9 protein-coding genes and 2 pseudogenes are annotated in these 13,787 nt (G+C 51.4%); 2 read left to right on the top strand and 9 right to left on the bottom strand.

The window, feature by feature from the left end; translation table 11 throughout:
- Positions 1 to 138: 138 nt before the first annotated feature.
- Positions 139 to 219, top strand: a pseudogene (locus ACLD4K_RS20965) (PTS lactose/cellobiose transporter subunit IIA); the annotation flags it as partial.
- A gap of 436 nt (positions 220 to 655) precedes the next feature.
- A pseudogene (locus ACLD4K_RS20970) lies at positions 656 to 1,002 on the top strand (cytoplasmic protein).
- A 1-nt stretch (position 1,003) separates the two neighbouring features.
- On the opposite strand, the gene ACLD4K_RS20975 reads toward ACLD4K_RS20970, so the two are convergent.
- The 9 genes from ACLD4K_RS20975 to secE all read right to left on the bottom strand — a co-directional run bounded on the left by ACLD4K_RS20975 (position 1,004) and on the right by secE (position 13,587).
- On the bottom strand, positions 1,004 to 1,285 hold the full coding sequence (locus ACLD4K_RS20975) for a hypothetical protein (RefSeq protein WP_001110911.1): 282 nt from the start codon (positions 1,283 to 1,285) through the stop codon (positions 1,004 to 1,006).
- Between the two features lie 82 nt (positions 1,286 to 1,367).
- Positions 1,368 to 5,591, bottom strand: a complete 4,224-nt coding sequence (rpoC, locus tag ACLD4K_RS20980) for a DNA-directed RNA polymerase subunit beta' (protein WP_411012451.1) — start codon at positions 5,589 to 5,591, stop codon at positions 1,368 to 1,370.
- Positions 5,592 to 5,667: 76 nt separating this feature from the next.
- Positions 5,668 to 9,696, bottom strand: a complete 4,029-nt coding sequence (rpoB, locus tag ACLD4K_RS20985) for a DNA-directed RNA polymerase subunit beta (protein WP_183060642.1) — start codon at positions 9,694 to 9,696, stop codon at positions 5,668 to 5,670.
- Positions 9,697 to 10,013: 317 nt separating this feature from the next.
- Positions 10,014 to 10,379 carry a 50S ribosomal protein L7/L12 gene (gene rplL, locus ACLD4K_RS20990; protein ID WP_000028882.1) on the bottom strand — a complete coding sequence of 122 codons (366 nt, stop codon included), beginning with the start codon at positions 10,377 to 10,379 and terminating at the stop codon, positions 10,014 to 10,016.
- 66 nt (positions 10,380 to 10,445) lie between these two features.
- A complete protein-coding gene (gene rplJ, locus ACLD4K_RS20995) occupies positions 10,446 to 10,943 on the bottom strand; it encodes a 50S ribosomal protein L10 (protein WP_001207203.1) in 498 nt (165 codons plus the stop codon).
- A gap of 419 nt (positions 10,944 to 11,362) precedes the next feature.
- Positions 11,363 to 12,067 carry a 50S ribosomal protein L1 gene (gene rplA / locus ACLD4K_RS21000; protein WP_001096676.1) on the bottom strand — a complete coding sequence of 235 codons (705 nt, stop codon included), beginning with the start codon at positions 12,065 to 12,067 and terminating at the stop codon, positions 11,363 to 11,365.
- Positions 12,068 to 12,070: 3 nt separating this feature from the next.
- Positions 12,071 to 12,499, bottom strand: a complete 429-nt coding sequence (rplK, locus tag ACLD4K_RS21005) for a 50S ribosomal protein L11 (protein WP_001085926.1) — start codon at positions 12,497 to 12,499, stop codon at positions 12,071 to 12,073.
- 157 nt (positions 12,500 to 12,656) lie between these two features.
- Positions 12,657 to 13,202, bottom strand: coding sequence for a transcription termination/antitermination protein NusG (gene nusG / locus ACLD4K_RS21010; protein ID WP_001287521.1), 546 nt, complete (start codon positions 13,200 to 13,202; stop codon positions 12,657 to 12,659).
- Position 13,203: 1 nt separating this feature from the next.
- The gene (secE, locus tag ACLD4K_RS21015; RefSeq protein ID WP_001275691.1) at positions 13,204 to 13,587 is read right to left on the bottom strand and encodes a preprotein translocase subunit SecE; all 384 of its coding nucleotides are present in this window, start codon (positions 13,585 to 13,587) and stop codon (positions 13,204 to 13,206) included.
- Positions 13,588 to 13,787 lie beyond the last annotated feature (200 nt).

Below are 13,787 nucleotides of genomic sequence, written 5' to 3' on the forward strand. Positions count from 1 at the left end.
AGGATGCGTCAAAAAAATGGAGTATGCCGATCCAGAACTGGCGGCTGGCGATGAGCCGCTTTATTATCGAGTTCGGTGATCGCCTGAGCGATCACCTTTAATACAGTGGCAGTTACACAGAATTACTGACAGGCTCATCATCTGATGAATGCAATGGTTATTCAGGATCTGGCAGGCGGCATGATTGAGCTGTATCGTCGGTTGCCTTTAATCGATTAATTTCTTTTCAATCGCCCAGTGATACACACTTTACCGGCCCGTGTTTTTTCAACTCAAAATAATAGCTATTTATTAGCTTATCAGCTTCAATCAACAATATTCATATAGCAAATATAATGCATTCCTGATAAAAACATCTCCAAAAGAACTGTAATAATTAGATGACGTCCTTTATCATCTTACCCATCAATAAACGTTTGACTGTAAGGACAGGACATGAATCTTTTCAAAGGCACATGTATATATTTTATAAAAGAGCAGATTTATAGCAAAAATGGCTTACCCTCCTTTGCGAATACTATTAGCCCTACCAGCATACAGGTATTAAAACAGGTTTATCATTTAATGTATGAACAGCAGGCATTTTATAATGGCGAGCCAATAGACTTTAATAACTTAGATTTATGGGATAAATTTAAAGTCACATTTGGACTCAATGTTACAGAAAAAAACAAACCCAATGGTAAAAAAACTTTCAATTTTGAGTATTGTGGATTTTCTACATTCATCACCCCGATTGATGGTTTTGGTGGGAAGTTACCAAAGTGGTTCTCAGAAAAACATAATGTAAGTGTCCCAACGCCTTATACATTCGGTCAGGACCCCATTCCTGGCGTCAATCTTTATCGTAATACAAAAGCAAAATTTGTTATGGCTAACGGCGGTAATAGTATTCCCTGCGCGATGGCAAAATATAATGCAAAAACTGGACAATTTATTCATATAACCAGTGATAATGAGTTTTTACAAATAATGCGAGAAACAAGAGACATGAAAAAATAATTCATTTATTCATTAAATTTATAATTACAGATAAAATCAAAAGCCAGCATGGCATTGAAAAATAAAAAACTTCCTTTTTGGCTTTGCTGGTATTTATTCTGCCAATAATAATAGTGGCAATGATAATAAAAAGACAATAGATAAATATCAGCAGAGGGTTATGTTGCAATATATTCAATGACAAAAACAATAAAAACCCAGAGAGAAGTTTTGAGATCCTAATTTTTCTTGTAAATAAAAAAAAACCAAACACTAAATAAAATAATGAAATGATTGCTGGCATTTCCCCTTCCCTGTAACAACTTGATGTACAAGCTCCAGCACAATGCTGGTGGAGGGATAAATACCCCTCCACCATTTAACGATTACTCGTTATCAGAACCGCCCAGACCTGCGTTCAGCAGTTCTGCCAGGCTGGCAGATGCATCTTCCGCAGTGACCTGCGGTGTTGCTGGCTGCTCGCCCGCGGCGCGACGGCGCATACGATCCTGGTGGTACGCATAACCGGTACCAGCCGGGATCAGACGACCCACAATAACGTTCTCTTTCAGGCCGCGCAGTTCGTCGCGTTTACCCGCAACGGCTGCTTCGGTCAGGACACGCGTGGTCTCCTGGAACGATGCGGCAGAGATGAACGATTCGGTTGCCAGAGACGCTTTGGTGATACCCAGCAGATCGCGGGAGAAGGTTGCGCCCACTTTGCCGTTCGCTTCCAGATCGCGGTTAGCAATCTTGACGCGTGAGTATTCAACCTGCTCGCCTTCCAGGAAGTCGGAGCTACCAGCGCTTTCGATGGTCGCTTTACGCAGCATCTGACGAACGATAACTTCGATGTGTTTATCGTTAATCTTAACGCCCTGCAGACGGTATACATCCTGGACTTCGTTAACGATGTAACGCGTCACAGCATGAACGCCACGCAGACGCAGAATGTCGTGCGGCGCTTCCGGACCATCGGAAATCACATCACCACGTTCTACACGTTCCCCTTCGAACACGTTGAGCTGACGCCATTTCGGAATCATCTCTTCGTACGGGTCACTACCATCAACCGGCGTAATCACCAGACGACGTTTGCCTTTGGTTTCTTTACCGAAGGAAACGATACCTGCGATTTCAGCAAGGATTGCCGGCTCTTTCGGACGACGCGCTTCGAACAGGTCGGCAACGCGCGGCAGACCACCGGTGATATCCTTGGTACCGCCGGATTCCTGCGGAATACGCGCCAGGGTGTCACCAGAACTGATCTGTACGCCATCTTCCAGCTGTACAATCGCTTTCCCCGGCAGGAAGTACTGCGCAGGCATATCGGTACCTGGGATCAGAACGTCATTACCCTGAGCATCAACGATTTTCAGCGCCGGACGCAGATCTTTACCACCGGTAGTACGTTCAGCCGAATCCAGAACCACCAGCGAAGACAAACCGGTCAGTTCGTCGGTCTGACGCGTAATGGTCTGACCGTCGATCATGTCAGTGAAGCGGATGAAACCACTCACTTCAGTGATAACCGGCATGGTGTGCGGGTCCCAGTTTGCCACGGTTTCGCCGCCGGCAACCTGCTCGCCATCACCTTTCGCCATGACAGCGCCATAAGGCACTTTATAGCTCTCTTTGGTACGACCGAATTCGTCGATCAGCTTCAGTTCGGTGTTACGGGAAGTGATAACCAGTTTACCGCTGGAGTTCACAACCGACTTCACGTTGCTGAGCTTGATGCTACCTTTGTTCTTAACCTGGATACTGGATTCAGCAGCCGCACGCGATGCCGCACCACCGATGTGGAACGTACGCATCGTCAGCTGTGTACCCGGTTCACCGATGGACTGTGCCGCGATAACGCCGATAGCTTCACCTTTGTTGATGATGTGGCCACGCGCCAGGTCACGACCGTAGCAGTGCGCACATACACCAAAGTCGGTGTCGCAGGATACAACGGAACGCACTTTAACGGCGTCAACGGAGTTTGCTTCCAGCAGGTCACACCACTGTTCGTGCAGCAACGTGTTGCGTGGAACCAGAATGTCCGCGGTACCCGGTTTCAGCACATCTTCCGCCGTCACACGACCCAGAACGCGGTCACGCAGCGGCTCTTTCACGTCGCCACCCTCGATAACCGGGGTCATCAGGATACCTTCGTGCGTACCACAGTCATCTTCGGTCACCACCAGATCCTGCGCGACGTCAACCAGACGACGGGTCAGATAACCGGAGTTCGCAGTTTTCAGTGCGGTATCCGCCAGACCTTTACGCGCACCGTGCGTGGAGATGAAGTACTGGAGTACGTTCAGACCTTCACGGAAGTTCGCGGTGATTGGCGTTTCGATGATGGAGCCATCCGGCTTCGCCATCAGACCACGCATACCAGCAAGCTGACGAATCTGTGCCGCAGAACCACGCGCACCGGAGTCGGCCATCATGTAGATGCTGTTGAAGGAGACCTGCTGCTCTTCCTGGCCGTCACGGTTAATCACGGTTTCGGTTTGCAGGTTATCCATCATCGCTTTGGATACACGATCGTTCGCCGCAGCCCAGATATCGATAACTTTGTTATAGCGTTCGCCAGCGGTTACCAGACCGGACTGGAACTGCTCCTGGATCTCAGCAACTTCAGCTTCCGCCTCAGAGATGATCTCGTGTTTTTTCTCCGGGATGACCATGTCATCAATACCAACGGACGCACCTGAACGCGCTGCATAAGCAAAGCCGGTGTACATCGTCTGGTCCGCAAAAATAACGGTCGGTTTCAGGCCCAGAATACGGTAACAAGTGTTCAGCATTTTGGAGATCGCTTTCTTGCCCAGCGCCTGGTTGACGATGGAGAAAGGCAGACCTTTCGGTACGATCATCCACAGAATGGCGCGACCAACGGTCGTGTCTTTCAGGCTGGTGTGCGCAACGAATTCGCCGTTTTCATCTTTTTCATATTCAGTGATACGCACTTTAACGCGCGCATGCAGAGAGGCCAGACCTGCGCGATAGATACGCTCAGCTTCTTTCGGGCCAGTCAGCACCATGCCTTCGCCTTTGGCGTTAACACAGTCACGGGTCATGTAGTACAGACCCAATACCACGTCCTGAGACGGAACGATGATAGGTTCGCCGTTCGCCGGAGACAGGATGTTGTTGGTGGACATCATCAGCGCACGCGCTTCGAGCTGGGCTTCCAGCGTCAGCGGTACGTGAACAGCCATCTGGTCACCATCGAAGTCGGCGTTATATGCCGCACAAACCAGCGGGTGCAGCTGGATAGCTTTACCTTCGATCAGTACCGGTTCAAATGCCTGGATACCCAGACGGTGCAGTGTTGGTGCACGGTTCAGCAGTACCGGGTGTTCGCGGATAACTTCGTCCAGGATAACCCAAACGACAGCTTCTTCACGCTCAACCATTTTCTTCGCGGCTTTGATGGTGGTGGCAAGGCCACGCAGTTCCAGCTTGCCGTAGATGAACGGTTTGAACAGCTCCAGCGCCATTTTCTTCGGCAGACCGCACTGGTGCAGACGCAGGTATGGACCTACGGTGATTACAGAACGACCGGAGTAGTCAACACGCTTACCGAGCAGGTTCTGACGGAAACGACCCTGCTTACCTTTGATCATGTCGGCCAAAGATTTCAGAGGACGCTTGTTAGAACCGGTGATCGCACGACCGCGACGACCGTTATCCAGCAGGGCGTCAACCGCTTCCTGCAGCATACGTTTTTCGTTGCGTACGATGATGTCCGGCGCAGCCAGATCCAGCAGACGCTTCAGACGGTTGTTACGGTTAATGACGCGACGATACAGATCGTTCAGATCTGACGTGGCGAAACGACCACCATCCAGCGGAACCAGCGGACGCAGATCTGGCGGCAGAACCGGCAGAACGGTCAGGATCATCCACTCTGGCTTGTTGCCAGACTGTACGAAGGCTTCCAGCAGTTTGATACGCTTGGTCAGCTTTTTACGCTTGGTTTCGGAGTTGGTTTCGTTCAGCTCTTCGCGCAGAGTTTCACACTCTTGCTCCAGATCCATGCTCTTCAGCAGGGCCTGGATAGCTTCCGCACCCATCTTGGCGTCGAATTCGTCACCGAACTCTTCCAGCGCGTCCAGATACTGCTCTTCAGTCAGGATCTGTTGACGTTCCAGGTTAGTCATACCGCCTTCGATAACCACATAAGATTCGAAGTACAGTACGCGTTCGATATCGCGCAGCGGCATATCGAGCAGCAGACCAATACGGGACGGCAACGATTTCAGGAACCAGATGTGCGCAGTCGGAGACGCCAGCTCGATGTGGCCCATACGCTCACGGCGTACTTTGGTCTGGGTCACTTCAACGCCGCACTTCTCACAAATAACACCACGGTGTTTCAGGCGCTTGTACTTACCGCACAGGCACTCGTAGTCTTTTACCGGCCCAAAGATACGGGCGCAGAAAAGGCCGTCACGCTCAGGTTTGAACGTACGGTAGTTGATGGTTTCCGGCTTTTTAACTTCACCGAAAGACCATGAACGGATCATGTCTGGCGAAGCCAGAGCAATTTTGATCGCATCAAACTCTTCGGTTTTAGTCTGCGCTTTCAGAAACTTTAATAAATCTTTCACGGATTTGCTCCCGTCGGAGTTAGCACAATCTGGTGTCGGGTTTTACCCCGACACCAGTGACCTGTTTGAGCGAGAATTACTCGTCTTCCAGTTCGATGTTGATGCCCAGCGAGCGGATCTCTTTCAACAGAACGTTGAAGGATTCCGGCATACCCGGTTCCATCTGATGGTTGCCGTCCACGATGTTCTTATACATCTTGGTACGGCCGTTCACGTCATCAGACTTAACGGTGAGCATTTCCTGCAGGGTGTAGGCGGCGCCGTAAGCTTCCAGCGCCCACACTTCCATCTCCCCGAAGCGCTGACCACCGAACTGCGCCTTACCACCCAGCGGCTGCTGAGTAACCAGGCTGTAAGAACCGGTAGAACGCGCATGCATCTTGTCATCAACCAGGTGGTTCAGTTTCAGCATGTACATGTAGCCAACGGTAACCTGGCGCTCGAACTGCTCACCGGTACGGCCATCGAACAGGGTGATCTGACCGGAAGTCGGCAGGCCACCCAGCTGTAACAGTTCCTTGATTTCAGACTCTTTCGCACCGTCGAATACCGGCGTTGCGATCGGCATACCTTTACGCAGGTTTTCAGCCAGACGCAGCACTTCATCATCGCTGAAGGTGCTCAGATCGACTTTCTGACGAACGTCGGCGCCCAGATCGTAGGCACGCTGGATGAATTCGCGCAGTTTCGCGACTTCCTGCTGCTGTTTCAGCATGGCATTAATCTTGTCGCCAATACCTTTCGCAGCCATACCCAGGTGGGTTTCCAGAATCTGACCAATGTTCATACGCGATGGTACGCCCAGCGGGTTCAGTACGATATCTACCGGCGTGCCGTTTTCATCGTAAGGCATGTCTTCGATCGGGTTGATCTTAGAGATAACACCCTTGTTACCGTGACGACCTGCCATCTTGTCACCCGGCTGGATACGGCGTTTCACGGCCAGATAGACCTTCACGATCTTCAGCACGCCCGGCGCCAGATCGTCGCCCTGGGTGATTTTACGGCGCTTCGCTTCAAGTTTTTTCTCGAACTCGTGTTTCAGTTCGTCATACTGCTCAGCCAGTTGTTCCAGCTGATTTTGTTTCTCTTCGTCGGTCAGACCGAGTTCCAGCCAGCGGTCGCGCGGCAGTTTGTCGAGCTTCTCAGCTTCAACGCCGCCGGACACCAGCACCGCACGGATACGGCTAAACAGGCCCGCTTCGAGGATTTGCAGTTCTTCAGACAGGTCTTTTTTCGCCTGCTTGAGCTGCATCTCTTCGATTTCCAGCGCACGTTTGTCTTTTTCTACGCCATCGCGAGTAAAGACCTGAACGTCGATAACCGTACCGGAGACACCGTTAGGTACGCGCAGAGAAGAGTCTTTAACGTCAGACGCTTTCTCACCGAAGATCGCACGCAGCAATTTCTCTTCTGGCGTCAGTTGGGTCTCACCTTTCGGCGTTACCTTACCAACCAGAATGTCGCCGCCGGTCACTTCCGCGCCGATGTAAACGATACCGGATTCATCCAGTTTGGAGAGCGCAGCTTCACCCACGTTCGGGATATCAGCGGTGATCTCTTCCGGCCCCAGCTTGGTGTCACGGGACACGCACGCCAGTTCCTGAATGTGGATGGTGGTGAAACGGTCTTCCTGAACAACACGCTCAGATACGAGGATGGAGTCTTCGAAGTTGTAGCCGTTCCACGGCATGAACGCCACGCGCATGTTCTGACCGAGCGCCAGTTCACCGAGGTCGGTGGACGGACCGTCTGCCAGCACGTCGCCGCGTTCAACCGGCTCGCCCAGAGACACACACGGCATCTGGTTGATACAGGTGTTCTGGTTAGAGCGGGTGTATTTGGTCAGGTTATAGATGTCGATACCTGCTTCACCCGGGTACATCTCGTCTTCGTTAACTTTGATAACGATACGGGATGCATCCACGTACTGAACAGTACCGCCACGTTTAGCGACTGCAGTCACACCGGAGTCGACGGCAACAGCACGTTCCATACCGGTACCAACCAACGGCTTATCAGCGCGCAGAGTCGGAACCGCCTGACGTTGCATGTTCGCACCCATCAATGCACGGTTGGCGTCATCGTGTTCCAGGAACGGGATCAGGGACGCACCGACGGAGACCACCTGCTGGGTGGAAACGTCCATGTAGTCAACCTGGTCGCGGCTGAACAAGCTGGATTCGCCTTTGCTACGGCACGTTACCAGGTCTTCTACAAAGTGGCCTTCGTCATCCAGGTTGGAGTTCGCCTGAGCGATGACGTAGTTGCCTTCTTCGATAGCAGACAGGTAATGAATTTCGTCAGTGACCACGCCATCAACCACACGACGGTACGGCGTCTCAAGGAAGCCATATTCGTTCGTCTGTGCGTACACGGACAGGGAGTTGATCAGACCGATGTTCGGACCTTCCGGCGTTTCGATAGGACATACGCGACCGTAGTGCGTCGGGTGTACGTCTCGAACTTCGAAGCCTGCGCGTTCGCGGGTCAGACCGCCTGGGCCTAGTGCGGAGATACGACGTTTGTGCGTAATCTCAGACAGCGGGTTGTTCTGGTCCATAAACTGAGACAGCTGGCTGGAACCAAAGAACTCTTTCACTGCGGCGGAAATCGGCTTGGCGTTGATCATATCCTGAGGCATCAGGGTATCCAGATCGCCCAGAGACAGACGCTCTTTCACCGCACGCTCTACACGCACCAGGCCAACGCGGAACTGGTTTTCCGCCATTTCGCCGACGGAACGGATACGACGGTTGCCGAGGTGGTCGATATCATCGACTTCGCCTTTACCGTTACGGATATCGATGAGCTTTTTCATGACATCAATGATGTCGTCTTTGCTCAGGATACCGGAACCTTCGATTTCGTCGCGCAGCAGAGAACGGTTGAACTTCATACGACCCACTGCAGACAGGTCATAGCGGTCTTCGGAGAAGAACAGGTTCTCGAACAGGCTTTCAGCCGCTTCGCGTGTCGGCGGCTCACCAGGGCGCATCATGCGGTAGATTTCTACCAGCGCGCTCAGACGATCGTTAGTTGGGTCGACGCGTACCGTTTCAGAAATGTACGGGCCGTGGTCCAGATCGTTGGTAAACAGCGTTTCGATACGTTTGTGGCCGGACTGGCTCAGCTTAGCCAGCAGATCCAGGCTCAGCTCCATGTTCGCCGCGCAGATCAGCTCGCCAGTGGATTCGTCAACGTAGTCTTTAGAGACGACTTTGCCTGCGATGTACTCAACCGGAACTTCGATATGCTTGATATCGTCTTTTTCCAGCTGACGGATGTGACGCGCGGTAATGCGACGGCCTTTTTCAACGTACACTTTGCCGTTAGCTTCGATATCGAACGACGCGGTTTCGCCGCGCAGACGTTCTGGAATCAGCTCCATCTGCAGTTTGTTGTCGCGAATTTCGAAGACGACTTTCTCAAAGAACAGGTCAAGGATCTGCTCAGTGGTGTAGTTCAGCGCACGCAGGATGATGGTCGCAGGCAGTTTACGGCGACGGTCGATACGCACGAACAGGTTGTCCTTCGGATCGAATTCGAAGTCCAGCCAGGAACCACGGTAAGGAATGATGCGCGCGTTATACAGCACTTTACCCGAAGAGTGGGTTTTACCTTTGTCGGAGTCAAAGAAGACGCCCGGACTACGGTGCAGCTGAGAAACGATAACACGCTCAGTACCGTTGATAACAAAGGTACCGTTGTCGGTCATGAGCGGAATTTCGCCCATGTAGACTTCTTGTTCTTTAATGTCTTTAACGGTGCCTTCCGGCGCTTCGCGCTCGTAGATCACCAGACGCAGTTTTACGCGCAGCGGTGCGGAATAGGTCACGCCACGGATCTGACATTCCTGAACGTCAAACACCGGTTCGCCAAGGCGGTAGCTGACGTACTGCAGCTCGGAATTACCGCTGTAGCTCTGAATCGGGAACACGGAACGGAAGGCTGCTTCCAGGCCGTACTGCCCTTCAGGATCTTGCTCGATAAACTTCTGAAACGAGTCAAGCTGGATAGAAAGGAGATAAGGTACATCCAGAACTTGTGGACGTTTACCAAAATCCTTACGAATACGTTTTTTCTCGGTATAGGAGTAAACCATAGGGTTCCTCAGCTCGCTGACAAGTCGACCCATCTGTCCTGCGGGGGACAGTTTGTGCAACACTATTTTGTTGACCGGAAAATGGATACTTTCCGCAATGCCTGTTGCTATCACGCTTAAACCATTTCATTGCGATTTACACAGAACGTACGCTCTGTCGCAGTATATTAAGTCGTCGATAGAAACAAGCATTGAAAGGCACAGCAGTAGTCAAACAGTGTGAAACGCTACTGGCGCCTTACAGCGCAAAAAGGCTGGTGACTAAAAAGTCACCAGCCATCAGCCTGATTTCTCAGGCTGCAACCGGAAGGGTTGGCTTATTTAACTTCAACTTCAGCGCCAGCTTCTTCCAGAGATTTTTTCAGTGCTTCAGCGTCATCTTTGCTCACGCCTTCTTTCAGAGCGGCCGGAGCAGATTCTACCAGGTCTTTAGCTTCTTTCAGACCCAGGCCAGTTGCGCCACGTACTGCTTTGATAACAGCAACTTTGTTAGCGCCAGCAGCTTTCAGAATTACGTCGAATTCAGTTTTTTCTTCAGCAGCTTCAGCCGGGCCAGCAGCTACAGCTACAGCAGCTGCAGCGGAAACACCGAATTTTTCTTCCATTGCAGAAATCAGTTCTACAACGTCCATTACGGACATAGCGGATACTGCTTCAATGATTTGATCTTTAGTGATAGACATTTAAATTGTTCCTGAATATCAGAATAAGTTTATACGTAAGCAAATGCTTGATAAAGACAACTGCGATTACGCAGCTTCTTTTGCATCGCGTACAGCAGCCAGTGTGCGAACCAGTTTGCCAGCCGAAGCTTCTTTCATGGTTGCCATCAGGCGTGCAATTGCTTCTTCGTAGGTCGGCAGAGTTGCCAGGCGGTCGATCTGAGACGCCGGGATCAGCTCACCTTCAAAGGCTGCAGCTTTGACCTCAAATTTTGCATTCGCTTTCGCGAACTCTTTGAACAGACGAGCAGCAGCGCCCGGGTGTTCCATAGAGTATGCAATCAGGGTCGGACCAACAAACGTGTCTTTCAGGCACTCGAACTGAGTACCTTCAACGACGCGGCGCAGCAGGGTGTTACGAACAACACGCATGTATACGCCAGCTTCACGACCTGCTTTACGCAGTTCAGTCATTTTATCTACAGTTACGCCACGGGAATCCGCAACTACTGCAGACAGCGCGCCTTTGGCTACTTCGCTGACTTCAGCAACAATCGCTTGTTTGTCTTGAAGATTTAAAGCCATTAGCTTTGCTCCTGGATGTTTGCCGGAACTCATGTTCCGGAACTCACTTCACTCATCTCAACGAGAAGAGCGTCTTAATACGGTGAGCAGAAACAAGCCAGAGTATCAAAAATAATCTTAGCGTTCTGTCACCGTCTACGCAGGGGATTAAGCCTCTTACGAGACACCTGCGGTCTTCGACGGAGGCCTGGATAGGCCAGGCTCCAACGAACAAATTCTTTCTATGACTTCGTCCTTTGAACCGCAGCTGTGTTAGCTGCGCTCGTTCACACCAGTCACATAGTTAACTATGCTCCTGGCGATTCACTCACTTGCTGCCTTGCTGCAATTCAAATGACTCGCATAGTGCTCTGTTATATTTCAACAGAATCGTGGGGGTAAGATTGTAGACAAAATCACCGCCCACGTAAAGACTAATCTTAGTTCGCAGATGCGCTCAGACCAGCCTGATCAACGGCAACGCCAGCACCCATGGTGGTGGAGATGCTAACTTTCTTGATGTACACGCCTTTCGCCTGGCTCGGTTTTGCTTTTTTCAGCGCAACCAGCAGAGCTTCCAGGTTTTCTTTCAGTTTGTCAGCGTCAAAGTCCACTTTACCGATGGTGGTGTGGATGATGCCGTTTTTGTCGTTACGGTAACGAACCTGACCTGCTTTAGCGTTCTTAACTGCTTCAGCAACGTTCGGCGTTACGGTACCGACTTTCGGGTTTGGCATCAGGCCGCGCGGACCCAGAACCTGGCCCAGCTGGCCAACAACGCGCATTGCATCCGGGGATGCGATAACAACGTCGAAGTTCATTTCGCCTTTCTTGATCTGGTCAGCCAGATCTTCCATACCTACCAGCTCAGCGCCAGCAGCTTTAGCTGCTTCAGCGTTCGGGCCCTGGGTAAATACGGCAACGCGAACAGAACGGCCAGTACCGTGCGGCAGTACAGTCGCGCCACGAACGTTCTGGTCAGATTTACGAGCGTCGATGCCGAGGTTAACGGCAACGTCAACGCTTTCGTTGAATTTAGCAGTGGCCAGCTCTTTCAGCAGGGCAATAGCTTCGTTGATGTCGTACTGTTTGGTCGCATCAACTTTTTCACGGATCACGCGCATACGCTTGGTCAGTTTAGCCATTTCTTAGTCCTCCACTACCAGGCCCATGGAACGTGCAGTACCTTCGATGGAGCGAGTCATCGCTTCAATGTCGGCACCGGTCATGTCGGCAGCTTTGGTCTGCGCGATTTCCTGCAGCTGAGCGCGGGAAATTTTACCTACTTTATCTTTGTTCGGCTTGCCGGAACCAGACTTGATACCAGCCGCTTTTTTCAGCAGAACAGCTGCCGGAGGCGTTTTGGTAACGAAGGTGAAAGAACGGTCAGCGTAAACGGTAATAACAACCGGAATCGGCAGACCTTTTTCGATGGAATCCGTTTTTGCGTTGAACGCTTTGCAGAATTCCATGATGTTCACACCCTGCTGACCCAGTGCTGGACCAACCGGCGGACTCGGGTTCGCCATACCAGCTGCAACCTGCAGCTTGACGTAGGCTTGTACTTTCTTAGCCATTCTAAATTCCTCGAATTGGGTAGTATCGCTTCAAAGAAGCTCCCCGTGATAAATATCGCTTTATGGGCATAAGGCCCATAAAAACAAAAGGCGCGAAATTGTATGTCAATTTCGCGCCCTATGCAACGATTAGATCGCTGCTTTTTTGATCGCAGCCTTACGCTTTCTCAACCTGGCTGAAGTCCAGCTCTACCGGGGTCGCACGACCGAAGATAGAAACAGACACTTTCAGGCGAGACTTCTCATAATCGACTTCTTCGACAACGCCGTTAAAGTCTGCGAACGGACCGTCGTTAACACGAACCATTTCACCCGGTTCAAACAGAGTTTTCGGCCGCGGCTTATCGCCAACCTGCTGCAGGCGGTTCATGATCGCATCGACTTCTTTGTCGCTGATCGGCGCCGGACGGTCAGAGGTACCGCCGATAAAGCCCATCACACGCGGCACGCTACGCACCAGGTGCCAGCTTGCGTCGTTCATGACCATCTGGACCAGAACGTAACCCGGGAAGAATTTGCGTTCGCTTTTGCGACGCTGGCCGCCACGGATCTCAACGACTTCTTCAGTCGGCACCATGACTTCGCCAAACAGCTCTTCCATATTGTGTAATTTGATATGCTCGCGCAGCGATGTGGCTACGCGGCCTTCAAAACCGGAAAACGCCTGAACGACGTACCAGCGCTTTTTAGGTGCTTCAGACATCTCAGAACCTCAGGCCAGTGATAAAGGATACCAGGCGAACCAGAATACCATCCAGTCCCCACAGGATCAGTGACATAACTGCGGTAACCGCAGCGACGATCAGCGTGGTGTGCAGCGTTTCCTGGCGAGTCGGCCAAATGACCTTACGGACTTCGGTTCTCGCTTCACGGGCAAAAGCAACGGTTGCTTTACCTTTTGTCGTCAACAGCGCGACACCACCCGCTGCAGCAATCAGAATTACTACGGCCAGCGCACGCAGCGGCAGCATCATGTCGCGATAGAGGTAGTTGCCGACGATTGCGACGATCAGCAATATGGCAACAACTATCCACTTCATCGCTTCCAGGCCGCGCCCGCTCCCTTGAGCTTCGGTATTCGCACTCATAAACCAACCTGTCAGAAGTATTCTACAAACATTTTCACCCCGCAATCGCGAGGCAATCCAAATCGAAACGCTTATTCGCCTTTCGGGTTATACGCCCTCTACAGAGCCTGTCTCAGCAATGATTATGACAAATAAAATCACTGATGAGCCAGGTTCTGGTGTGAAAGCGTGCAAAAAGGGCATCAAATGATGCCCTTTTA

Origin of the sequence: Salmonella sp. 741265055_HSA (assembly GCF_046569525.1) — a bacterium.
Classification (GTDB): domain Bacteria; phylum Pseudomonadota; class Gammaproteobacteria; order Enterobacterales; family Enterobacteriaceae; genus Salmonella; species Salmonella enterica.